The organism is Streptomyces sp. NPDC017529 (assembly GCF_044329785.1).
GTDB lineage: Bacteria > Actinomycetota > Actinomycetes > Streptomycetales > Streptomycetaceae > Streptomyces.
The window spans coordinates 121,025-144,539 of the sequence record NZ_JBIRJY010000011.1 but is presented as its reverse complement, the minus strand read 5'-3'; the positions used below and the strand labels follow the sequence as shown (position 1 = coordinate 144,539).

General features: G+C 69.1%; 20 protein-coding genes and 2 pseudogenes. 10 read left to right on the top strand and 12 right to left on the bottom strand.

The window, feature by feature from the left end:
* Positions 1–15: 15 nt before the first annotated feature.
* Together ACH4K4_RS26105 and ACH4K4_RS26100 are read right to left on the bottom strand one after the other, a co-directional pair.
* On the bottom strand, positions 16–1,872 hold the full coding sequence (locus ACH4K4_RS26105; RefSeq protein ID WP_398170487.1) for a lasso peptide isopeptide bond-forming cyclase: 1,857 nt from the start codon (positions 1,870–1,872) through the stop codon (positions 16–18).
* Positions 1,873–2,037: 165 nt separating this feature from the next.
* Entirely contained in the window at positions 2,038–2,145 is a 108-nt protein-coding gene (locus ACH4K4_RS26100; RefSeq protein WP_242577869.1) for a keywimysin-related RiPP, read from the bottom strand.
* 529 nt (positions 2,146–2,674) lie between these two features.
* On the opposite strand from ACH4K4_RS26100, the gene ACH4K4_RS26095 reads away from it, so the two are divergent.
* Positions 2,675–3,748 carry a DUF5954 family protein gene (locus ACH4K4_RS26095; RefSeq protein ID WP_398170485.1) on the top strand — a complete coding sequence of 358 codons (1,074 nt, stop codon included), beginning with the start codon at positions 2,675–2,677 and terminating at the stop codon, positions 3,746–3,748.
* A 371-nt stretch (positions 3,749–4,119) separates the two neighbouring features.
* On the opposite strand, the pseudogene ACH4K4_RS26090 reads toward ACH4K4_RS26095, so the two are convergent.
* The 4 genes and pseudogenes from ACH4K4_RS26090 to ACH4K4_RS26075 form a co-directional block, all read right to left on the bottom strand.
* A pseudogene (locus ACH4K4_RS26090) lies at positions 4,120–4,278 on the bottom strand (transcriptional regulator); the annotation flags it as partial.
* 8 nt (positions 4,279–4,286) lie between these two features.
* Entirely contained in the window at positions 4,287–5,510 is a 1,224-nt protein-coding gene (locus ACH4K4_RS26085; protein ID WP_398170484.1) for an oxygenase MpaB family protein, read from the bottom strand.
* A gap of 25 nt (positions 5,511–5,535) precedes the next feature.
* The gene (locus ACH4K4_RS26080; protein ID WP_398170483.1) at positions 5,536–6,609 is read right to left on the bottom strand and encodes a polyprenyl synthetase family protein; all 1,074 of its coding nucleotides are present in this window, start codon (positions 6,607–6,609) and stop codon (positions 5,536–5,538) included.
* Entirely contained in the window at positions 6,602–6,979 is a 378-nt protein-coding gene (locus tag ACH4K4_RS26075; protein WP_398170482.1) for a hypothetical protein, read from the bottom strand. The genes ACH4K4_RS26080 and ACH4K4_RS26075 overlap by 8 nt, the downstream gene beginning before the upstream one ends.
* A 382-nt stretch (positions 6,980–7,361) precedes the next feature.
* On the opposite strand from ACH4K4_RS26075, the gene ACH4K4_RS26070 reads away from it, so the two are divergent.
* A complete protein-coding gene (locus tag ACH4K4_RS26070) occupies positions 7,362–8,030 on the top strand; it encodes a DUF1345 domain-containing protein (protein WP_398170481.1) in 669 nt (222 codons plus the stop codon).
* A 225-nt stretch (positions 8,031–8,255) separates the two neighbouring features.
* Positions 8,256–9,926 (top strand): IS1182 family transposase, encoded by a 1,671-nt coding sequence (locus ACH4K4_RS26065; protein ID WP_398170480.1) that lies wholly within the window; start codon positions 8,256–8,258, stop codon positions 9,924–9,926.
* Between the two features lie 79 nt (positions 9,927–10,005).
* Here ACH4K4_RS26065 and ACH4K4_RS26060 read toward each other — a convergent pair whose 3' ends face one another.
* Complete coding sequence (locus tag ACH4K4_RS26060) at positions 10,006–10,677, bottom strand: hemopexin repeat-containing protein (protein ID WP_398170478.1); 672 nt, start codon at positions 10,675–10,677, stop codon at positions 10,006–10,008.
* A gap of 469 nt (positions 10,678–11,146) precedes the next feature.
* Here ACH4K4_RS26060 and ACH4K4_RS26055 point away from each other — a divergent pair, with 469 nt between their 5' ends.
* On the top strand, positions 11,147–12,580 hold the full coding sequence (locus ACH4K4_RS26055) for a lamin tail domain-containing protein (RefSeq protein ID WP_398170476.1): 1,434 nt from the start codon (positions 11,147–11,149) through the stop codon (positions 12,578–12,580).
* Between the two features lie 318 nt (positions 12,581–12,898).
* Complete coding sequence (locus tag ACH4K4_RS26050) at positions 12,899–14,152, top strand: cytochrome P450 (protein WP_398170475.1); 1,254 nt, start codon at positions 12,899–12,901, stop codon at positions 14,150–14,152.
* Positions 14,153–14,313: 161 nt separating this feature from the next.
* On the opposite strand, the gene ACH4K4_RS26045 is transcribed toward ACH4K4_RS26050, so the two are convergent.
* Complete coding sequence (locus ACH4K4_RS26045; RefSeq protein ID WP_398170473.1) at positions 14,314–14,679, bottom strand: hypothetical protein; 366 nt, start codon at positions 14,677–14,679, stop codon at positions 14,314–14,316.
* 580 nt (positions 14,680–15,259) lie between these two features.
* Positions 15,260–16,024, bottom strand: coding sequence for a GNAT family N-acetyltransferase (locus tag ACH4K4_RS26040; protein WP_398170643.1), 765 nt, complete (start codon positions 16,022–16,024; stop codon positions 15,260–15,262).
* A gap of 563 nt (positions 16,025–16,587) precedes the next feature.
* Between ACH4K4_RS26040 and ACH4K4_RS26035 the strand changes: the two genes are divergently transcribed.
* Positions 16,588–17,004, top strand: coding sequence for an STAS domain-containing protein (locus ACH4K4_RS26035; protein WP_398170471.1), 417 nt, complete (start codon positions 16,588–16,590; stop codon positions 17,002–17,004).
* A gap of 112 nt (positions 17,005–17,116) precedes the next feature.
* Here the strand turns inward: ACH4K4_RS26035 and ACH4K4_RS26030 are convergent, their stop codons facing one another.
* A complete protein-coding gene (locus ACH4K4_RS26030; protein WP_398170470.1) occupies positions 17,117–18,397 on the bottom strand; it encodes an MFS transporter in 1,281 nt (426 codons plus the stop codon).
* A gap of 139 nt (positions 18,398–18,536) precedes the next feature.
* Between ACH4K4_RS26030 and ACH4K4_RS26025 the strand changes: the two genes are divergently transcribed.
* Positions 18,537–19,490, top strand: a complete 954-nt coding sequence (locus tag ACH4K4_RS26025; RefSeq protein ID WP_398170468.1) for a LysR family transcriptional regulator — start codon at positions 18,537–18,539, stop codon at positions 19,488–19,490.
* 38 nt (positions 19,491–19,528) lie between these two features.
* Here the strand turns inward: ACH4K4_RS26025 and ACH4K4_RS26020 are convergent, their stop codons facing one another.
* Positions 19,529–20,251 (bottom strand): dienelactone hydrolase family protein, encoded by a 723-nt coding sequence (locus tag ACH4K4_RS26020; protein ID WP_398170467.1) that lies wholly within the window; start codon positions 20,249–20,251, stop codon positions 19,529–19,531.
* Positions 20,252–20,641: 390 nt separating this feature from the next.
* Between ACH4K4_RS26020 and ACH4K4_RS26015 the strand changes: the two genes are divergently transcribed.
* From ACH4K4_RS26015 to ACH4K4_RS26005, 3 genes are all read left to right on the top strand, one after another.
* Entirely contained in the window at positions 20,642–21,883 is a 1,242-nt protein-coding gene (locus ACH4K4_RS26015) for an FAD-dependent monooxygenase (protein WP_398170466.1), read from the top strand.
* Positions 21,884–22,001: 118 nt separating this feature from the next.
* Entirely contained in the window at positions 22,002–22,142 is a 141-nt protein-coding gene (locus tag ACH4K4_RS26010) for a hypothetical protein (RefSeq protein ID WP_398170464.1), read from the top strand.
* 3 nt (positions 22,143–22,145) lie between these two features.
* A complete protein-coding gene (locus ACH4K4_RS26005) occupies positions 22,146–22,604 on the top strand; it encodes a DUF6461 domain-containing protein (RefSeq protein WP_398170463.1) in 459 nt (152 codons plus the stop codon).
* On the opposite strand, the pseudogene ACH4K4_RS26000 reads toward ACH4K4_RS26005, so the two are convergent.
* Positions 22,570–23,202, bottom strand: a pseudogene (locus tag ACH4K4_RS26000) (transposase family protein); the annotation flags it as partial. The gene ACH4K4_RS26005 and the pseudogene ACH4K4_RS26000 sit on opposite strands and share 35 nt — an antisense overlap.
* Positions 23,203–23,515 lie beyond the last annotated feature (313 nt).

Below are 23,515 nucleotides of genomic sequence, written 5' to 3'. Positions count from 1 at the left end.
CCTTCTCCTGTTCGGTCAGCAGCCGGGCGGTGCCGGCATCATTTCACGGGAGCGCAACCACACTTCACAGGCCACGGTCGGATGCAGCAGATAGCTCTCCGTCTCCGCGGACAGCGAGCGGCGGCACCATTCCCGCAGGGCGTCCACGTCGATCAGGCCGAGCCGGCCCAACCGGGATTCCTCGCACAGCGCCAGCAGCCGGCCGCGGTGGCGCCGCAGCCCGGTCTCTTCCTCGAAGGTGGCGTTGGCCTTGGTGCCGCGCGTGCGGACGGCTTCGGGCACGATGCCGCGCGTGGCCTCGACGATCAGCGGTTTGTAACGCCAAGGGGTGATCCGGTCCGGTGCCCGGACCGCGAGGCACGCTTCGACGACACGGTCGTCGTAGTACGGGGCCGCCACGGTGATCCCCAGGGGCGCGGCCATCTGCCCGATGTGCCGGGTCCACTGGGAGATGCCGTCCATGGCGGCCAGCTCCCGGTGTTCGCCATGGCCCCTGCCTCGCGGTTCGGCATCCGGCAGGCAGGTGAGCAGCAGTTCGCGCGCCGCCGCGACGGCCTCGGGCGTGGCCCAGGGCGGCATCCGGGGCGGTACGGCCCAGTCGAGCAGCGGCTCGTCCGCGGCGGCCGCCGGCCCGGTGAGGTCACGGGCGACCCGGGCGAGCCAGGCCCGGTAGGAGCGGCGGTCCACGAGCTGGCGCAGCACCTTGCGCCGGGGCCACTGGTATTTGGCCGCGTACCCGCGCACGTCCCGCAGGGTGTGGAAGGGGTGGGCGGATATCGAGGCGTGCAGGCGGGCAGGTGTTCCGGCCAGGAGTTCGTCGCCTCCCAGCCCGGTCAGGTGCAGTCCGGACCCCCGGGCGGCCGCCAGGCCCACCAGGTGCATGCGGCGGTTGCGGTCGACCGTGAGCATGCTGGGCGTGTCCAGGATGTCCTGGAGCGTGTCGATGCCGTCGAACGTCAGGGCCGTGTCCTCGGCGGGTACGACGTGATGCTCGACCGTTCCCAGGGCCTGGACGGTCTGCCGCGCCCAGTGCACATCGTCGCCGAGCTCGTCATGGAGAGCGGCGGTGTACGCGACGACCTTGGCCGCACCGCGCGCCGCGGCGCAGCACACGGCGGTCGAGTCCAGGCCGCCCAGGTCCGTCGTCACCAGGTCGCGTCCCCGCGTGCGCAGATCGACGGCGGCGGTCAGCACCTCGCGCAGGCGCCCCGCCCCCTCCGCCAACGGGACGTCGGGATCGGGCGGCGACCACCACCGGCGCGACCGCGCTCGTCCGTCGGCGTCAAGAGTCAGACAGTGGCCGCCGCGCAGAGCGTGAACGCCCCGCCACTGCGGTGATCCCGACAGAGGATGCGGTACGCCCAAGGTGAGCAACTCCAGGGCGAGACGGCGTTCGTCCAGCCCCGCACCGACCAACTCGGCCAGTACGTCGGCCCGGTCGGACGCGACGCTCACCCGGGCGGACGCCGGAGGCGTGGCGTCGGCGTAGAACACCCGCCGCAGGTCCACGACTCCGCCCTGCGCCCGGACCCGTCCGCCTGAACTGGCCACGAGGTGGAAGCTGCCCGCCCACGTGGTGCTGAGTCGGTCCAGAGCCGTCAGCGACGCGGTGGCTGTTGCCTCGGCGGCGCGCCGGGCTTCCCGAGGGGTGACGGAGTGCTCCCCGAGCACGGCGACGCGGGTCTGGCCGTGCGCTCCCACGACGACCGACTGCGCTGCCCACCGGCCCACCAGCCAGGGCCTGCCGGACGCGTGGCGCAGGCTGTGCGATGCGTGAGAAAGCGCTTTCGCGGCGACCGTGGTGGCCGCGTCGGTGTCGGGCAGGACGACGAACCAGCTGGACAGGGCCGACAAAGACAGGGTCTCTTCCACGGCTACGGCCTTCGGTCGGAGAGAATCCTCGGGTCGGAGAGGATCTTCGGGAGCGGGCGGGGGCACCGGCGGACGGACTCGATCGGCCGCGGGACGGGCCGGCGCGGGGGCCGGCCCGTCCCGGGGCACGGTGCGGATCCGCTCAGCGGCTCCGCACCGGTCGCGTCAGAGGAGTTGCTTGCCGCCGAGAACATCCTTGGGGCCGGTGTTCTTTACACCCGTCACCTTGCGGAAGCCGCCGACCTTGGTGAGTGTGGGACGCTCGTACGTCATGGTCGCACTCCATTTCCCTTGGGAATAACGCGGATCACGGGACCGGACCGACGAAATACGGAAGCATTTGCGTCTTCGCTCCCGCGAGCGGTTGACGCCGCGCCGCAACCGTAAGAGTGCTCAGAGCATCATCGCAATGATTCGCTCACGGTCATGTGCAGTGCGCCGGGGGCGTGTGTTCCGGTTGCCCTGGCGCGGTGTAATGCCACACGCCCCCCATTCGTGCCACGGACCGGTTTGAAGGCGCCGATCCGATGCCGCGCCCGAAGCAGAACGAGCACGGGCCGGACATTCCGCCCGGCCCGCGCGCTTCGGCTCCTTGCCCGGGAGAGCATTGGCCGCGGGAGCCGCCATCACCCCGTGCACCTTTCGTTCGCAAAATCGGGGCTCGATCGTCTCCGTAGCAGGGGCGTCGTTGTCGGCGCCTGGCGGGAACGCCTTCCGGCTGAGTGCGGTCATCCTCGCGCGACGGGAGTGAGGAATCAGAAAAACCATGTCAAGCACCTACGGCAGTCGGCAGGATGAGGACATGGGCCATGAGCATGTGAGTCGGGGCCGGATGCGGCCGATCGCGGTGAGGCATCCGGAAGATCCGGTGGAGGCGGTCATGGAGGCCGACGCACTCGACGCCGCACTGGGCACCGCGACGATACTCGTACGAGGCCCGCTGTTCGGAGTGGCCTCACAGGACATCGGGCAGCCACCGCGGTGGCAGGTGGTGACCGCGGTGGAAGCCGGCTGTCCGCAGCAGGCCCGGGACAGCCTCAACTCGCTGCTGTGGTACCGGGCGAAGGACGAGGCCCAGGACCGGGAGGAACGGCGCGCCCTGTTGGCGGCGGTCGCCCGGCTGGAGCGCGAACGCGTCGATGACCTCACCGTACTCGGCACCCGCTACCGGATCGTGCGCGCCGAGGAGTACGCGGGCATGGGGCCGGACGGCATCGAGCAGCCCCGCCCGACCGACCCTGAACCCGCCGTGCCCGACTGGAGCCGCAGCGCCAGGGAACCATTCGACGACGGCCTGGTCCTGGACCCGGAGGCGCCGGTCACACCGAGCCAGGCAGCGGAGCGGCTGGCATTGCGCAGTCTGGCCTACAGCGGCGACCGGTTCCCCGAATCCGTGCGCAGCGACTCCCAGCAGGCGCTGGAGACCCACCCCGACGTCATGCTGCTGCCCACGACCTTCAGGACCGTGGAGAAGAGCGGCCACGGGTGGCAGACCGGCGGGGGCTTGCATGCCAGTGCGCACGGAGCCCGCAGGTCGCTGGACTTCGCCCTGACGTGGCTTCAGCCGCGCATGCGCGGTCTCATTCCCATGGATGCCGACGGCAGGGACATCGACGCCCGTACGGTGGCTGCCGAGGGCACCGACCCCGCAGCCGACGAGCTGGCCGAGTACGCCCGGGCCGCTGACCGGCTCCGGTCCGAGCGTGCCAACCAGGTCGAGGTCCGCGGCACCGTGCACCGTATCTGCCGCGTTCGTCGACTGCTGCGCTGGGGCCCTGACGGGCCCGAAGGGCCACGTCCGTCCGACACCAACAGCCAAACTCCGTGCCAGATGCACCCGCGCCTCGATGAGGACGGCAAGATTCACTACGACTAACAGGACGTATACGCCCCGTCCGGAGACGAACGCGATTGCCGAGACCCGGGTGTCATCGGCACGTCCGTCGCGTCGCGGTCAAGACAAGGCAGGCCGCTTCGGAGCGGAGCAAGACAGCGCGAGTCGCCGGTTAGCCAAACCGGCGACTCGCCCATCATCAACAGACCACCGCCATGACCGGCCCCTCCCCCGGCACACGGCGGCACCATCGGCTCGTCACCCCGCTGCCGTAAGGCGCCGACGTCACGTTCGGTTCCGGCGCACCGCCAGCCGGCACGGGCTTCGTCACCGCCCACCGGACCCAATCTCGTGACAGACGCTGTCGTGGGGGGGGACTGCCAACGGCGGCTGTCAACGTCTAGGACCGGACCGGTGACTTCTTGGGTGCCGAGGACGGCGAGCAGGGCGAGAAGGTCGGCGCTGTCGGTGCCGACCGCGGGGGTGAACCAGAGGAGCCGCTGCCGGCCGTCCTCGCTGAACAGGTTCAGGCAGTTGACCTCGATCAGACCGAGCGTGGGGTGAAGGAGCTGCGCCCTGCTCAGTTCGCTCCCGCCGACGTCGGAGCGGGTGGCACCCAGCGCTGGTTGCGTGACTGCTGGGACCGCAGGCCATAGTCGGATTTAAGTTCCTCAGGAATGGCGTACTGCATCACCCGGCCGCGGGTGAGAGAGGCGAGTTCGAAGCCGGAGACCAGGCTGCCCGCCTTGTCCAGTGCCCACTCCCCCAGCGGGCTGCTGTCCTCGATGGTCTCCAGCACGCCGAGGATCAGCGGCACGGCCTTGGCCGCCGTGTCCCACGGACCGCGCGGGATCTGCAGCCAGCCGGCGATGGTGTCGCCCACGAGGTAGCGGATCGTGGCCGGGACGATCGGGTCGAAGAGTGTGCCGGGCACGACGTCTTCGTACATCCGCATCAGCTGGTTGTTCAGCCGTACGCCCTCCTCCGAGGGTCCCAGGTTGCGCAGAAGGTAGAGGTCGGCGTAGGCCCGGGCTTCGGTGAGGTTCTTCGGTGCTGCCTCCATGTCGCAGCCCAGGATGGAGCCGACGACACGCCAGGCGTAGTAGTACGCCTCCGCGCCCTCCTGGCTCATGTGGATGCCGAGGCGGTGCATCGCGTCCAAGACGAGGATCGAGAAGCAGATCTGCCCGCCGATCATGTCTTCCTGGCAGAGCGGCATACCGTCGCGCTCGATGTCCCAACGTCCGGACCTGGTCAGATGGTGACGCACCGCGGCGTGCAGCAAGCGCACTTTCTGGGCGGCCGGGATGAACTTGCTGCCCTCCTCGAAGGCGTTGGTCTGCATCAGGTACGTGACGAACTGCCCGGTGTTCGCCATCCGGCGCGACGGGTAGTCCATGGAGTGCGTGGAAGCCAGCAGCTTGGCCACGCGCGGGACAGCGTAAGAGGTCGGCATGGCGGCGAAGGACAGACCGGTGTTGATGTGCGCGGCGTTGTCCATGAAGAACAGTCGTGCCCGCTCCATGATGTCCCAGTCCACCCCTGCCGGGGGCATGCCGGTTGCTTCCAGGTAGGACGCCGCCGACCGTGGCAGGCCCTCCGGCAGTTTGTGTCCGGCGGTGGTGAAGAAGCGCATGAGGGTGTTGAAGTCCGCTACTTCTCCCCGTTCGAACATGGTCGCCACGGTTTCGTCGGCGAGCGGGTCGCCTTGGGTACGCAGCTCGTCCAGCGTCGCTTCGGTGTATCGCGCGGTGGCCGTGGTTTCGGTCGTCGTGGTCTCGGCCGTCGTAAACTCAGTGGTCACGGGTTCCTCGTCTTTCTCGTAGCCCTCACAGGGAGCGGTCGACCGCCGAAGCCGCCAGTGCGCCGAGCACCGAGCGCGCGTCCGCCGGCAGCGCCACGGAGTCCAGCGCCGCACGGGACCGCGCGACCCGCTCCTCGATCATTTCCTCGACGCGCTGCCGCGCACCGCTGTGCTCCATCAGCTCCCGTACGAGCGCCGCGCCGGCCTCGTCCAGGCTCGGGCCGGCCAAGGTTTTGGCCAGCAGCCGCCCTTCCACCGGGGAGAGAAGCGAGTGGGTGAGCGCGAGCAGCGCGGTGGGTTTCCTGTCCCGCAGGTCGTCCAGATTCGACTTTCCCGTTCGGTCCGGATCACCGAAGGTGCCCAGCAGGTCGTCGCGGAGCTGGAACGCTTCACCCAGCGGCAGCCCGTATCCGGTGAAAGCGGCGAGTACCTCTCGTGAGGCACCACCGAGCGTGGCTCCCATGTGCAACGGGCGCTCCACGGTGTACTTGGCCGTCTTGTACCGGGCGACCTCCAGGGATTCGGCGACACCGGATGTGCTGCCGCCGGTACGCAGCACTTCCAGGCACTCCCCCGCGACGGTCTCGCGCAGCAGCGTGGACCACAGCGGGACCGTCCGTGCCACATAGGCGCCGGGCAGGCCGCAGGTCGCGAAGACCTTGCCCGCGTAGCCCATCAGCAGATCGCCCAGCATCATCGCGAGCGCGGCGGAGCGGTCCTGGCGGCGCCCGCTGGACTGCTCGGCCGCGGCCCCCCAGGTGCCGACGCCGGCGGCGGCAAAGGCCGCATGCGCCGTCGGCAGACCGTGTCGCAGCGGACTGTCATCGATGATGTCGTCGTGGGTGCACGCCGCCGCGTGCACCAGTTCCATGGCGGCAGCGGCCTTGATCACGCCGTCGCAATCCGGCTGCCCGGACGCCCGCCAGCCCCAGTACAGGAAGGCGGCCCGCAGTCGCTTCCCGCTCGTCAGCGAACTGCGCAGCTGGGCACAGAGAGGTGCGAGCTCACCGGACAGGTGCAGTAGCTCGGCTTCCTCCTCGTCGGCCAGCCGGCGCAGGTACGCGTCGATGCGCTCCTTGAATCCCGTCGCGTCATGCATGAGTCGGTCCGGACGCTTCGGCCGCCCCTGCCCTCTTCGCCGCGCGGCGCGCCATCACCTCAAGGTAGTTCTCGGTGTCCGGCGTGACACGGCGGGAGGCGAGTTCTCCGCGGGCGCGCAGGTCGTTCATTCCGTCGGCGAGAAGGTCTCGCAGATCGGAGCGGCGCAACAGCTGCTGGCCCCGGTCCGCGGCGTGACGCAGCCGTTCGAGTGCGAGATCCGCGATACCCACGGCGAGCAGGGCCGCATGCTCAAGTCCGACGGTGGGGTGCCGACCGGACGGGTCGGTACCTGTGGGACCGCTACTTGTGGGGTCGGTACCCGTGGGGTCGCTACCTGCGGAATCGGTTCCCTCTTCCTGCTCCGGCATCTCCGGTACTCCCTTGCTCCCGTTCCGATGCGATCGTCTGATCGCCCAGGAGCGTCCAGTGAACCGATTCGCCCGGACGAAGGCCGCGGTTCCGGCTCCCCACCCCTCGTCAGTGGTCCGTAATTCCTACGATGGAGTGACGATCACCCCAACACGCAGACAGTGGCAGCCCTGATCCCCTAGATCGGACGCCGGCTTCAGAAGAGGCGGTCAGGCAGGCGATGCATCCGCAATTCCGACTTCGGTCACAACCGAAGACACGCCCCGAAATCCGTCTGCCAGGAGTCGGAGCCCTCATAGCATCGGGGCACTCATGGCATCAGCCGAAGCCCGCCCGTTCACTGCCACCCCCTCACACGATGCCCCCCAGAGAGGATCGCCTGTGCACCGTTGGCTTTCCGAAGGCCGTCGGACGGCGGTGGGGATGGTAATCGCGGTGTGCGCGGCAGTCGTCCTTCCCAACGACAGCGTGGTGCGGATCTCGGCGATAGACGTCGGCGTGCTCGTACTTTTCGCCTACCTGATCCCCTACCTCGCGATTACCTTGACCGTCTTCATGAACGTCGCTCCGGAACAGGTTCGCTCCTGGGCGCACCGCGAAGCTCGCGGCACGTTCATGCAGCGCTACGTTCTCGGGACCGCGCCCGGGCCGGGCGTGTCACTTTTCATCGCGGCTGCCGCGTTGATGGTGGCGGTGGTGTGGCTCCCGGGTCACGCCAGCACCGCGTTCTCCGCCCTGCCGCGCACGCTGGTGGCTCTCGCTCTGGTCGTCGTCGCCTGGATCTGCGTGGTCGTGGCTTTCGCGGTCACCTTCCAAGCCGACAACCTCGTAGAGAACGAGCGGGCTCTCGACTTCCCCGGCGGCGGGAGTCCCCCGGTCTGGGCCGACTACGTCTACTTCGCCTTGTCGGCGATGACGACGTTCGGCACCACCGACGTCGACGTGATCTCGCGGGAAATGCGACGGACGGTGGCGGCGAACACGGTCATCGCCTTCGTCTTCAACACCGTCACGGTGGCAAGCCTGGTATCCGCGCTGGGCAGCAGCTAGTACTCGGAGCCCGGTTCGGCGCGATCCAGGAGGCGCCGCCGGGTCCAGCTCGGCAGAACGCCTGACCACGGATCGTGATGGGGTTGCGCCGGCAACGGCCGCGACCGCAGCGCCCCGCCCGGAACGATCCGACGCTGTTGGCGAATTCGGGGGCGCACGTGACGTCGGCCTTCAAGACCCGGTTGTGGTCTTGAAGGCCGACGTTGTCGTATGGGGTGGGTGCGGGTGTCGATGCAGCCGAGCGGGCCGGGCGAGATCCCGGCGGAGACAGTGCGGGTGGCGCGGGCCGCGTTCCCGAAGGGGAGCCTGGCGATCCGGGTCCGGGACGAGCTGGGTGTGCTGTTCGCCGACGCGCAGTTCGCGGATCTGTTCCCGGCGCGGGGAAAACCCGCCTGGTCGCCGGGCCGGCTGGCACTCGTGCTGGTGTTGCAGTTCGTGGAGGGGCTGACTGACCGGCAGGCTGCGGAGGCGGTGCGGGCAAGGATTGACTTCACGTACGCGCTCGGGCTGGAACTTGATGATCCGGGCTTCGATTTCTCGGTCCTGTCGGAGTTCCGGGACCGTCTGATCGAGGCTGAGGCCGGGCGGCGGGTTCTGGATGGCATCCTGGCCGCGGCCCGGGAGAAACGGCTGCTCAAGAGCGCGGGCCGGGCCCGCACCGACTCCACGCACGTGCTGTCCGCGGCCCGTGAGCTGTGCTGGTTGGAGAAGGTCGCAGAGACACTGCGGTCGGCATTGAACGCGCTGGCCAAGGCGGCCCCCGGCTGGCTGGTTGACATCGCTGAGCCGGACTGGTTCAAGCACTACTCGACGAGGGCTGAGGACTCCCGGTTTCCTCAGGCTCGCACGAAGCGGGACGAGGTGGGCCTGAGGATCGGCAGGGACGGGACGCGGCTGCTTGAGGCCGTTCTCTCACCGGCGGCGCCCGAAGCCCTGCGGGATCTGCCGGAGATCGAGGTCCTGCGGCAGATGTGGGTTCAGGACTTCCACCTGGTCGACGGCGAGGTGATGCGCCGGGGCCCAAAAGACCGGCCGCCAGGCGCGATGCGCCTGGTCACTCCCTATGACATCGAAGCGCGTGGCAGCGTCAAACGCGACACCCTCTGGCACGGTTACAAGGTCCATCTCACCGAGACGTGCGAGCCCGACGCCCCGAACCTGATCACGAACGTGGTCACCACCGCTGCCACCGTCTCCGATGACCGAATGGCGGCAGTCGTCCACGCGGGTCTGACCGAGCGGGGCCTGCTTCCACGCGAGCACTGGGTCGACACCGGATACGCCAACGCCGCAGCCATGACGGACGCCCGTGATCACGGCGTCGCACTGCACGGACCGCTCAAGTCGGTGACCAACTCACAGGCCCGAACAAGAGCCGCCTACGGCCAGGACGCCTTCACCGTCGACTGGGACAACAAGCGTGTGACCTGCCCCAACGGGCGCACCAGCACCAGCTGGCGGGAAGATCGCTCCCAGCACGGTCTCGCGGTGGTCCGAGCTCAGTTCCCCGTGCGTGACTGCCGGCCATGTCCCGTCGTGCACGACTGCGTCCCGGCCCTGAAGGCTAAGGGCCGTGCCATCACCCTGCGGCCGCAGCAGGCCCACCAGGAACTCCAGCAGGCCCGCGCCCTACAGCAGACCGAAGAGTGGAAGGAGCGCTACAAGATCCGCGCCGGGGTCGAAGGCACCTTCTCCCAGGGCGTGAACCGCTGCGGACTTCGCAGATCCCGCTACCGGGGTCTGCCCAAGACCAGCCGCCAGCACCAGCTCATTGGCGCCGCGATCAACCTCGCCCGCATCGACGCTCACCTCACAGACACACCACGAGCCTCCACGCGCACCAGCCACTTCGCAGCACTCGGCCCCGCCGAGCCGATGCTCAGCGGGGCCGAGTAGCGCCACCCCCGAATTCGCCAACAGCGTCGGAACGATCCGGACGGGGCACCGTACTGCCGCGCGCATCATGCCGCCCGGCTCACACGAAGAAGTTCCAGTTCCCCTCGATCGGCAGCGGGTAGCCGCTGTCGGTCCGGTCGCTGACCAGGTCGTACCGGACGTACTGGTCGTCCTTGAAGAGGTAGACCTTGTCCGTGTCGAGCACCGAGTTGACGGCCGCGTCGATACCGCGCGAGAAGTTGTCCGGCAGCCCGCGCCAGCCGCGCATGATGGGTGTCGGCCCGCCCAGCAGCTTGTCGTTGGGGACGTCGTAGCGGACGTACAGGTCGTCCTTGAAGAACCAGCTGACGTTGGGGTCGCTCTGGTGGTTGACGGCCGCGTCGACGCCGAGTTGGAAGTCCGGCGGCAGCCCCGTCCACGCCTCGGCGATGCCGAGCGGGTAGCCCGGCTCCACCTTGTCGGAGTCCAGGTCGTAGCGGACGTACTGGCTGTCCTTGAAGAGGTACACGATGTGCGGCTGGTCCCGGCGGTTGAGCGCGGCGTCGATACGGCGCCCGAAGCTGTCCACCAGGCCGGGCCAGTTGCCCTCGATGAGCTTCGGGTATCCCTCGAAGCCGTGGTTCTCCCGGATGTCGTAGCGCACGTAGGAGTTGTCCTTGAGGATCCACATGATGGGGTCGTTGCCCTTGGCCCTCACCACGGCGTCGATGCGCCGGTTGAAGGATCCTCGTGAAGCGGTGTGCTCTGCCACGTTCCACACCCTCTCGCGGTCGATGGGTCTGGTTGGCGCCGGCCGGCGGCGGTTCGAGCTCGCTCCGCCACCTTGCCAGTCCACTACGGTCGTGTCACGCCACCATCACGTATCGGCTCATCTCTCCCTCATCCTGCTATTCAGATCGAGCCATAGCACATCCACCCGAACTGCCTCGGTGACCGCGTCTGCCACCCATACATCTCAGGCTCGCCTCAGGCCCCCTGACACCCCGGGGCTCCGCCCCAGGTCAACCGCCGCTGTCGCCGGCCCCAACGCCGCAGGACGTTGACTGGCAGGCAGGTGTTCGGCCGAAAGCTTCGCCGACGTATGAGGTTTTGAGGTATCCGGCCCACCACGAATTTTTCGGCCTTCGTTCACGTGATGTCTGCATGGCGGGAGTCGTCTCGTTCGGTCTGCGCCGCGACCGTCGTGCCGCCCCCTTCCCCGCGACCTCTGGACGGACCCCGTGACCGCAATACGTACGCGCCGCCGGCACCGTGATCGCGCTCTTCTCCTCCTTGTCCTCTTTCTCCTCGTCATCGGTTCGGCACTGGTCGGCACGTCGGCCACCGCTCCTGCCCACGCGGCGGCTCCGTCCGGTGACATCCGTGTCAACGAAGTGGTGACCACCGGGGACGTAGCGGACTCGATCGAGCTGTACAACAAGGGCACCGCGGCGACCGACATCTCGGGCTGGATCCTCAAGGACGACAAGGACGGCTCGAAGTACAAGATCGCTTCAGGGACCACGCTGGCCGCGGGCGCTTCCCGCGCCTTCGATGTCCACGGCGCGTTCGGGCTGGGCTCGGACGACAAGGCCCGCCTGTATCTACCGGACGGTAAGACCCTGGTCGACAACTTCTCCTGGAGCAAGCACTCCGCCCCCTCGTGGTCGCGCTGCCCCGACGGCACCGGCGCCTTCAAGGCGGCCAGGGTGACCTTGGGCGCCGCCAACGACTGTGGTGGCGGGGGCGGCACCACACCGGCTGCGTGGCCCGGCAGCAGCCACGTGACGACCGCTGACGCCTCCGGCGTCTTCGGGCAGGATCTCAGCGGCCTCTACCAGGACGGGAGCGTCATGTGGGCCGCCCAGAACAGCGGCAGGCTGTGGCGCCTGACCCGCAACGGCTCCGGCGACTGGTCTCCCGACACCGGCAACGGCTGGTCCTCCGGCAAGGCCCTGCGCTTCCCCGGTGGCTCCGGCCGCCCCGACAGCGAGGCCGTCACCGTGACCGGCAGCGGCCCCGCCGCCGGTGTATTCGTTGCCGGCGAACGCAACGGAGACGCCTCCGGCACCAGCCGCCTGTCCGTCCTCAAATACGATGTTTCCGGCACCGGCTCCACCCTGACCGCCACCAAGGAGTGGAACCTCACCTCGGACCTGCCGCCCGTCGGCTCCAACCTCGGCTTCGAAGGCATCACCTGGGTCCCCGACGCCTACCTGACCAGCGCCGCCTTCAAGGACGCCTCCACCGGCACCGCCTACGACCCGGCACGCTACGGCGCTCACAGCGGTGGCGTGTTCTTCACCGGCGTCGAGGGCACCGGCATGATCCACGGCTACGTCCTGCAGGACTCCGGCGCCTTCACCCGCGTCGTGTCCGTCAACAGCGGCATGAGTGGCGTCATGGAACTGCAGTGGGAGCCCCAGGCCGCCCGCCTGTGGGCCGTCTGCGACGACACCTGCAACGGTCAGCATCGCACCCTAGAGATCGGCACCTCCGGCGCCTTCACCACCACCGCCGTCTACAACCGCCCCACCGGTATGCCCAACTACAACAACGAAGGTTTCACCCTGGCAGGCGCCGACGAGTGCGTCGCCGGCTCCAAGCCCGTCTACTGGTCCGACGACGGCAACGACGACGGCCACGCACTGCGCAAGGGCACCATCACCTGTTGACTCCCGTGCCCGCAGGCCGAATGCTCTGCGCGTGACCACTGACTGAAAGCTGATCGACGCGGGCTCTGGCCGCAGCCGCCGCCGGAGTCCGGGCCGATGCCTCGCCGGTGGCGCAACGCTCTGGGGTGCACCATGCTGTTCAGTCGTGACACGCTCAGCGCCTGGAACCACCGCGAGCCACATGCGCCAACGGCGCCTGGTCTCGCGGCACTTCGCGATCATCGCCGCCGTACGCCCTCCTGTGCACGGCCATCTCGCCCAGGCCGGTTCCGGGCCTCGGCCCCGACTTCTCCGGCCGCGGATACAGAGGAGCCCCGAATGACCGAGCGGCCCGCCATCGCCTTGGACCCCGAAGGCCGCGACCGGCACGGCGAGGACGCCCGGCTGCGTGCTCATGGCCCGCTCGTACGGGTCGATGTGCTCGGCGTCGAAGCCTGGGCCGTCTCCGACCCCGTACTGCTGCGGCGGCTCCTCGTGGACCCCCGTGTCTCGAAGGACGCCCGTCGGCACTGGCCCGCCTACCCCGGCCGGATCGCGGGTGTCTGGCCGCTGGAGCTGTGGGTGGCGGTGGAGAGCATGTTCACCGCCTACGGCGACGAGCACCGCCGCCTGCGCCGCATCATCGGCCCTGCCTTCGCCGCGCGCCGCGTCAACACCCTGGCACCGGTCATCGAACGGATCACCGCCGATCTACTTGACGGCCTCGCCACAACACCCCCCGGAACACCGGTGGACCTGCGAGAACACTTCGCCTATCCGCTTCCGATCCAGGTCGTCTGCCACCTGGTGGGCCTGGCCGACGTGGACGTACCGCACTTCCGCCGTACCGTCGACAAAGTCTTCTCCACCAGCCTGAGCCCGGCCGAGGCAGGCGCCAACGTCAAGGAGATGTACGCGTTGCTGGCCGGCCTCGTCGCCGCCAAACGGGCCGCGCCCGGCGACGACCTGGCCTCGCACCTCATCGCAGCGCGGGACGGCGAGGAGGACGGCTCTCGCCTGACCGAGGCGGAACTGCTCGACACCCTCCTCCTCGTGATCAACGCCGGCTATGAGACCACCGTCGACCTGATCGACCAGGCCACGACGGCCCTGCTCACCCGGCCCGACCGGCTCGCCCAGGTGCGGGCCGGCCGCATCACCTGGTACGACGTCGTGGAGGAGACGCTGCGCTGGGAGGCCCCGATCCCCTACCTGCCCATGCGCTATGCGGTCGAAGACATTCCACTGCCCGGCCACGGCCTGACGATCCGCAAGGGGGACGCGATCCTCGCCTCGTACGCGGCTGCGAACCGGCACCCCGGCCTGCACGGCGCCACCGCCGACCACTTCGACCCCACGAGAAAGGACAAAACCCACCTCTCCTTCGGACACGGGGTACACGCCTGCCTGGGCGCCCCACTCGCCCGGCTGGAAGGCGCGATCGCTCTGCGCGGCCTCTTCGAGCGCTTCCCGGCCCTCGCCCTCGCCGTCCCCGCCAGCCGACTGCGCCCCCTGCCGAGCTTCGTCTCCAACGGCCACCGCGAACTGCCGGTCATACTCCGCCCTGCGTCGTGCGAGGAAACCCCGGCATGAGCCCCTCACGAGCAGAACGTCGAGCCGTCGGAGCCCCGTAAGGTGCCTCCTGCGTTTACACGTTGTCGTCGACACCCAGCACGAGAAAAGCTCGCGCCCGTACCGTACGTCCTCGAATCGGCCGTACCGTACGGGCGCGGGCAGCGCGCAGCCCTACGGCATCACGTTCGCCCGATCTCCAGATCCGCGGTGATCAGCACGGTGGCCTCCGCCGAGAACTCGTAGGCCGAGTCGTTCCGCACGTCGGGCCTGCCGGTCATGTAGAACTCCGCGACGACCTTGCCGCTCTGGTAGTCGTCGGGGTCCAACCGCAGCTTTATCGACTGCTTGCCGAGTTCCCAGTCCTCTTCCCTGCCTCCGTGGTAGGCAGTGAACTCGTAGGACTGGAGGGAAACGGCCCAGATGCGGTGATCGCGGTAATCCCGGCAGATGGGACTGTGGAATTCAAAGGGTTGCTCATCCGTCGCCGGCTTCGAGATCGACTGCCGAGGCACCTTCAGTTTCACGGTTCGGAAGGCGAGCGCCATGCGGTTCCCTTCTTTGCGAGAGCAGGCAGTACTGCCGGCTCCCGCTACGTCGGGCCTCGCGGGGGCTTTCCAGCGAGGGTGGTCCGCCTCATTGGTAACACGATGACGAGGGCCACCACATGGACGAGTTTCAGCCCCGGGGCAGGCACGATCGCATTTCAGCCAGGCAAGACGAAGCGCCCTTCGAGCCGATTCGCCGCTTCCCACCCGAAGGCACGGAGGTTGGCCGGAACTGTCGCCTGGGCGAATGCTGATTGAGGAGCGCCATGGCGACCTCTCTGTTCCGTGAGGGAGCGAATATGGAATGCAGGCACATAACACCGCTGTAGCCGCCAGGAAACGGTCACTGCTCCTGATGGCCGGCAGTATAGGAAATGACCAACTTCAGTCATGATGTCGTAGCTTCCGCGGGAATCTTGGTTCGTTGCCGACCGGGAAGTCGTGGGGTGGCGGATGCCGTCGATGCGGACGGTTCTGGAGGCAAACAAGCAGTCTGCGGCGGTGCGGGTGGAGGAGTTTGCAGCCGTGCTGGAGCGAGCGTGGCCGACTTAGGCGGACGCGCCTGCCGTGGTGGCTGAAGTCAGGGGGTGATGGCATATTCGGTGAAGTGGCCACAGGTGGTGAAACCGAGGCGGCGGTAGACGGGTTCTCCGTCGGCGGATGCCTGTAGCACCGCGGTCTCGTAGCCCGCTTCGCGTGCGGTGTGCAGGGTGGCCAGGGTGATGGCGCCGCCATAACCACGACGGCGGTCAGTGGCGAGCGTGGCGATGTTGTAGATCCCGGCGACACCCGCGTGCAGGAAGACCTCGGCCGAGCAGACGGGACGGCCGTCTACGTAGCCGACCAAGTAGCGGGCAGGGCAGTCAGCAGTGAGCGCCAAGTCGGCGGCGTCGGCGAAGAACCGGCGCACTGTGGCGGCGGGCGGGTTCCAGTTCGCAGCGAGGACCGTGGCGTAGTCGGCGAGTTGCTCCGGAGTGGTTACCGGGCGGATTTCCAGGTCGCCGACGTGGGCCTCGGGGAGAGGGCCGCGCAGGTCCTTCCGCATACCCGCCTCGGTCTCCGACGCCTCCAAGCCGGCGGCCTCTACGTACTCGGCAAGATTGTCCGGTGTGGAGGCAGGGCCCACCCACCAGGAAAAGGGGCGGCCGGTGGCGGTCAAGGTCCGGGCCGTCTCCGCGGCGCGGTCCGGGGCAGTGTCCGGGTCGAAGCGGGCCGCCGCGACGATGTTGAAGGTGTCGTCGGCGAGACCGCTGTCGGCGATCAGCAGGTCGCCGGTCTCGGTGACGGACGCGCCTTTCAGGTTTCGGTGCAGGTGGCAGGCATGCTCGGCGAGGTTCAGCTCCATGGCGAGCAAAAGGTCGGAGTCATTGAGCGACGGAAGATTCGCGGGCTTCATGTTGGTTCATTCCAGCATGCCGGCTGCGGTGTTAGCAGGTGCTTTTCCGTGTCTGTGAATGGGCCGTTCAAGAGCTGCCCACTGGAGCGGGGTGATCATGTTGGCAGTCAAGACGCGGCATGGCGGCGCGCGCGGCGGAGTCGGTCAGTGCGCGGGCTACAGCACGGAAGCGCCCCACCCCCGTCGCACGAGTGTCGGCAACCCACCTGCCCGGGCCCGGCCGCCGGCTCGTGCTCTGACGGGCGCGGTGGGGAGCCGAACTGCTCACCGAGAAGCGCAGACCGGTTCCGCGATCACGTCGCCGGCCGTGGCGGACACCCGGGCGCCCGTGAGGGCTCGCGCCGAGGCGCTCGTCCAGTTACCCCTCCAGGGGCCCTTTCGGCCACTCCGCTTCCGTACCGGGTCGGCTGCCGCTACGGTGACGTCAATGCGCCAGGTGCGCAGGGTGTGCCGGGAAGTCTGGTCGGCGTCGAAATGGCCTTTGGGCCTCCCGGCGGCTCACTGGAGGGACCGTGCGTCACGCCCCACCCTCCGTGGCCCCTGTTCTGCGGCGTGCGCTGGAGGAGCCACCCGATTCCCGGCTGACCGTCCGCTCCCGCACCGACGCAGGCGACGAAACGGATCTGCAACTAGCCGGCGAACTCGACGTACACACGGTGAGCCTGCTGCGCGAAGCCACTGTCACCCACCTGAAGTCCGGCCACCGTCGGCTGCGGTTGGACCTGTCCGGCATCACCTGGTGCGACAACGCCGGCCTCTACACCCTCCTGGGCGTACGGGGCGCCGTCCACGCCGCGCAGGGCCAACTGGAGCTGACAGCCGCCAGCGAAACAGTCGACCGCGCCTTGGCCCGCACCGGCGTAGGTCCTCGCCTGGGTCCCGGCCACGGCGTCCTCGGCCAACTGAACCGTAACGGCACCTTCCGGTAGCGGTGCGCGCTGCGCTGGTCCGGCCGACGACCTTCATGCTCCGACAGTTCCGGGCCATCGCCACCCGCTTCGACGAACCGGCCGACCGCTACCCGCTGTCTCGCAGGGCTCCTCAAGGCTTAAGGACAGTCCCCGTACCTTGAGGGTCTTCCGACGCGGCCGCGGAACCGGCGACCCGGCGGGACCGCCCGGACGGACCGGGGCCGAACAGCCCCACGGCGAGGGCCACGCCCGCCAGCGCGGTGGCGCTCCACAGCAGAGGAGTGATGCCGGCCGTTTCCACCACGACACCACCGAGAAAGGCGCCCAAGGCGATAGCCGCGGTGAAGACACCCACATAGAGCCCGGTGACGTGTTCGATGCGTTCCGGTGCGGCCTGAGCCATCCAGATCTGACCGGCCACCGACACCCCGCCGTAGGCCAGGCCCCACAGGGCGATGCTGACGCCGGCGACTCCGGTGACGGCGCCGAAGGCCGCGAGGAGCGCGATGCCCGCGCCGATACCGATCGTCAGGCCCAGAACCGTGCCCCGGGCGCGCCGCGCCGCCGATGCGCCCGCCACGAAGTTGCCGATCAGCCCGAAGAGGCCGTAGACCAGCAAGAGCAGAGAGATGGCTCCAGGGGTCGATCCGGTGCGCTCTTCGAGGACGGGCCGCACGTACGTATAGGCGGCGAAGTGCGCGGTGACGAGGAACACGATCAGCACCAGGCCGACCGTCACCGGAGCGGTACGCAGAAGGGGCTCGCGGCGGGCGGGGTGGTGCGCGCCATCCGGCGCGGCCGGGCGGGGCAGCCGGGGCAGCGTCGGCAGCAACCCGGCAGCGAGAACCAATGCGGCGGCGGACAGGGCGGCGAACGCGGCGCGCCATCCGAAGGCGTTGCCGACGAAGGTGCCCAGAGGCACGCCGATCACCGAGGCTGCCGCGACCCCGCCGATGGTGCAGGACACCGCCAGCGCGACATTGCGGGGAGCGACGAGCCGCGCTGCGACCGCGGAGGCCAGGCCCCACACCGCCCCCATCCCGACCCCGACGACGACCCGGGAGACGACGAGCAGGCCGAAACCGTCCGCCGCAGTGGTCAACGCGTTGCCGACGGCCAGCACCACCATCGCCGCCGCCAGAACCGCGCGCCGGTCGAGCGCGCCCACCACGCGTACCACCAGCGGAGCCGTGACGGCGGTCACCAAACCGGTGATCGTCAAGCTGAACCCCGCCCGGCCGGAGGAGATGTGCAAGCCGTCGGCCATCGGTGTCAGCACGCCGACCGGCAGCATCTCCGACGTCACGACCACGAACGTACTCAACGACAACACGGCCACCGCCACCCACTGCCACAACGTGGTACCAGCTGAAGCGGACCCGACTTCCTTCACCGACGCATCTACACGCATGACGGCAGCCAACAGCGCGCCGGCCCCCTGATCAACGGCGAGTTCCTCATGGATCGATCAGCTAGATTGATTGATGGCCGGGTGGGCGGTCGAGTGGGCGGGTGGATCGATGGGACGTCGGGAGGGGGCGGTGGGGGCCATGGACCAGGTTCACGTCCAAGAAATCGAGTGCCTGCTCACGCTGGCCGAAGAGCTGCACTTCGGCCGGACGGCCGGACGCCTGGGCTACTCCCAGAGCCGGGTCAGCCAGCTCGTCGCCGCCCTCGAACGACGCGTCGGCGTACGGCTCGTCGAACGCACCAGCCGGCGCGTGGAGCTGACCCGGTTCGGTGCGCAGTTCGTCGATGAGGTACGTCCGGCGTACGAGGCGTTGGTCACCGTGTTCGCCCGGGCGCGCGAGCGTGCCGGTCACGGGTCGCTGCGCCAGTTGCGTATCGGCTTCCACGGCAGCATCTACGAAGAGGTCACCGAGGCGTTCCGCCGGCTGCGCGCGCACCATGAGGTCACGATGGCGCTGAGCGAAATCCCCCTGGGCTCGCCCTTCTCCGCCGTACTCGACGGCCGGCTCGACGCTGCCGTGGTCGAACTGCCCGTAGCGGAAGCCGCGTTGACCGTCGGGTTCCGGTTTCCTCCGCAGGACCGGCTGCTCGCTGTCGCCTCCACCCACCCGCTGGCCGACGCCGGACACGTCCACGTCGAGGAACTCGTCGGCCTGGACGTCCTCCACCCGACCGGAGACGCCCCCGCCTACTGGAGAGCCGCCCACGTACCGCGTTCCACCCCCGCCGGAGTGCCCATCCGCTCGACCCGGGGTATCACCAGCGTCCAGGAGGGCCTGGCGCTCGTGGCCGCCGACGACCACGCCATGCTGGTCTGCCGGCCGCTGGCCGAGCGTGTCACCCGCAGCGACGTGCGTTACCTCTTGATCGACGGCCTTGACGCGCCGTCACAGATGGGGCTGATCTGGCGCACCGACCACACCACACCACAGCTCACCATGCTCGCCCAGCTCCTGCGGGAGGAGTTCACGCGCCCAAGCCGGAGGGAGTTGCCGTCGCTGCTGCCCGTCCGTGAACCCGGCACGCCAGGCTGACACCACCTAGCGTCTGCTGCCAGCCCGGCGGCCCGGCCTCACTTCAGGTGCCGGGCGAAGAACCGGCCCCCGTCCTCCAGCTCGAACCACGGGGTGCCGGTGTGCCCGCCCATATTGGCGTGCAGCGTCTTCTCCTTGGTGCCGAATGCGTCGAACAGGTCCAGGGCCCGCTGCCGGGGATTCCCTTCGTCGTCCCATTGCAGCAGGAAGAGGAGCGGAATCGTGACCTGCCGGGCTTCCTCGCGCTGGGCGCGGGGCACGTAACCCCCGGCGAAGAAACCGGCGGCCGCGATGCGCGGTTCGACCACCGCGAGCCGGATGCCGACGGCGGTCCACCCCGAATACCCGACCGGGCCGCCGATCTCGGGCAGCGCAAGGAGGGCGTCCAGGGTGGTCCGCCATTCCGGGACCGTCTTTTCGACCAGCGGGCCGACGAAGGACTCGAAGACCTCGTCGACCGGCTCGCCGGACTGCATCGCCCGGCGGAGTTCGGCGCGAGCCTGCTCGTCGGCGGCGGAACGGGGCCGGTCACCGCACCCGGGGGCATCGATGGCGGCTACCGCGTAGCCGTACGCCGCGGTTTGCCGGGCCCGGGCCACCAGCCGGGGCTCCCTCTTGGGCAGGCCGTTGTTGTGGGCCATCAGGATCAGTGGGGCCGGTGCTGTGGATTCAGGCGTCCACAGGGTGCCGGGGATCTCGCCGAGGGTGAATTCGCGCTCCAGGACGCCGTCGCCGAGGCGCTGTTCGGAAGTGAATTGCATGGTCGTACCTTTCGGGAGTGCTCGTGAACGGCGCTCCCGGACGACCTATCGCCCGACCGTGACCCCGGAGGGGAGCACCCATGTCGATACTGCGTTCACGGGTACCACCTCCTCGTTTTCTCGCACGGCCTCCGGAAAAGTAGCAGTGGTCCGCCGCGGTCCGCCAACGGTTTTCAGGGGCCGCGCGGCACTGCCTGACCGCTTACCCGCTTGTCCACGCCCCCTGCACTAGTGCACAGGAAGGGGCTCCTCCCGGCCACTGACCGGGGCGATCCCTGAGCGCGCACGCCTTTCGCCCACCAGCGCACTAGTTCTCCACTGAAGCAACTACCCGCTTCCCAAGGGGCTTTCACGATTGAACGCTTGCTGTGTACGCCGTACGCTCGCCTCATGACGACCAACGAGATACTCATCAGCGGAGCTGGCATAGCAGGGCCCGCGCTGGCGTACTGGCTACGCGAGGGAGGTTTTGCGGTCACGATCGTGGAGCGCGCGCCGGAACCCCGGCCGGGTGGGCAGGCCGTGGATCTGCGCGGCGCCGGCCGCGCCGTGATCGAGCGGATGGGCCTGCTGGACCGGGTCAGGGCGGAGAGCCTGGACCAGCGCGGATTCGCGGCCGTCGACGCCTCCGGCCGCGTCACCGCTCGGATGTCCGCGGACAGCTTCGGCGGCGAGGGGATCGTCTCCGAGATCGAGATCCTCCGCGGCGATCTCGCCCGTCTGCTGTACGAGGCCACCCTGCCGGACACGCGGTACCTCTTCGACGACACCGTCACCGGGATCGACCAGGATGCGGACGGAGTCACCGTCACCTTCGAAAAGGCCGCGCGGCGCCGGTTCGGGCTGGTCGCGGGTGCGGACGGGCCGCACTCCAAGGTACGCGCGCTGGCCTTCGGACCAGAGGGTGACTTCGTCCGTCCGCTCGGCCTCTACACGGCCTGGTTCACCGCACTCGACCCGCTCGACCTCGACGGCTGGTTCCTGATGCACAACGCGCCCGGCGGCCTCGTCGCCACCGCCCGGTCCGGGCGCCTGCCCGGCGAGATCAAGGCCGGATTCAGCTTCCGCTCGCCACCGCCGGCCTTTGATCGGCACGACGTCACCGCGCAGAAAGAACTCGTGGCACGGCACTTCGCCCACGTCGGCTGGGAGGCGCCGCGCCTGCTGCGGGCGATGCGTACCGCTCCGGATTTCTTCCTCGACTCCATGGGTCAGGTCCGCCTCGACAGCTGGTCGCGCGGCCGGGTGGCGCTGCTCGGCGACGCCGGGTACTGCGCGACCCCGCTGACCGGCCTCGGCACCAGTCTCGCCCTGGTCGGCGCCTACGTCCTGGCCGGTGAACTCGCCGCCGCCGGGGGTGATCACCGCGTCGCCTTCCGCCGCTACGACGAGGTGATGCGGCCCTACGTGAGCCAGGCCCAGCAGTTGCCACCGGGCGGCGCGTCAGGCTTCGCGCCCTCGAGCCGGCTCGGCATCTGGCTGCGGAACCTCTCCATGCGGCAGATGACCCGCTGGCCGATGCGGAAGCTGCTCGCCGCGCAGTTCGCCAAAGCCGGGAACATCGCCCTGCCGGAATACGCTCCGCCCGGACCCTGTGGGGCCGCTCCCGGCCACAGGTCGGCGACTGCATAGACAGGATCGGGCATACAGGTGCGCGGCATCGCGCCAACCCTCCCAGGCGATGTCACAGGCCCGCCCTATGGTCAACACGAGCAGGCAGAGTGCCTGTTCGCTGCCGAGGGGAGGGCCCGTGAGCGACGGTATCCAGTGGATGGTCGGTGCGACGACGAGTTCCGGGTGGATGTTGGACGTGCACTTCGCCCGGGGCATCGACGCCGAGGAACTGGCGCTTCGTATGGGGCGCAGTGGGGAGCCGTGGCCGGGCCGATGACCGATGGGCGAGGTGGGCGCGCTTGACGTCGATGCCTACCCCGACCGTGGGCCGGGCAGCGCCGTGGTGCGCGTCGGCGAGGACGCCGGCTGGGCGTTCGCCATCACCTACGGTCCTTGTCTCGACCGGCTGGAAAGGGTCTCTCGTGACGGCGTGGAAGCTGTCCACTACCACTACAACTCGGAGCATCCGCCCACCACTGTCATGTACGCGCGCGACGGCCACACGGTCTGCGGATTCGGACTGTGCGAGGAACGCCACCGCTACGGCCGGGAGCCTGATCTGCTCCTGCCCGGCCTCGTGGCCGCCGGCATTCTGCGTCCCGACGGCGAGACCTACTGCGATCGCGACATAGCTGACTACGACGCTCGCAAGCGCCGCGGCCTGGCCGTCTTCGAGGAACGCTGCGGCCTGTCCCTGCCTCGCGCCGCACTCGCCGAAGGCGCCCTCCCCAGGTTTTGAGGGTGACCATGGCCTGTTCGACGAGTGCACGGATCTTCGCGTGTGAGCAGTTGACGGCCCGCTGGCCAGGGGAGAGAGTCTCCCAGCGCCCCCAGTAGGGAACTCGCACGGTGCCGCCGGCGCCCCGGTAGTCCTTGTCGGCCCAGCAATCCACCCCGGCCCCCGCCAGGGCTCCGATGGTGCCGTGGGTTCGCGCGGCCTTGATGTCGTGGACGGGTCCCGGCAGCGCGGGCGAGGCCCACAGCAGCCGTCCTGCCGGGTCGGCGATCATCTGCACGGTCATGCGCCGTGCTTCTTAACCGCCTCGGCGAGGGTTGGCGCCAGAGCGGCCAGGATGTCGACGGCCTCGGCGATGTGCCGGTAGGCGGTGGTGGTGCCCACACCGAATCCGGCGGCGAGCTGGGCGTTGGGGGTACCCCCAGCCGGAGGCTGGGGGAGTATGGCCGCATCGCAGATGAGCCAGCACGAGCAGTGCCTGCCGTCCGGCGGCCGGCCGGCGCCATCGTGTCCCTTGCGCAAGACGGCGTGCGGTCAACTCACGGGCGAGGAAGCGCAGAGCGGAGGTGGGCAGATCCACCCCGGCTGGGTAGACAAGCATGCGGAAAGCTCCTGGCAGGATGGCTTGTACTCGACACGCACCCGTCTACCAGGAGCTTCTCTACGTCCGGACCCCGCCCTTACCCCCAGTGGCTCTGCTCCGCACGCAGGTTGAGGACACCTCGGTGGGCGTTGGCATGAGGGAGCGCGCGCGGAAGTGCTCGGCGCCGATCACGAGCGCGGGACGGTGGTCGAAGCGACACCGATCCATTCGTGTCCGCGTCGTGCTCGGCTACCTGCGAGCCGGGCGCGAGCTGGATCCGGTCGAGTTTGCGGCTCAGGGCCGACTCGGACTCCTTCCGGTGTGCTCAGCT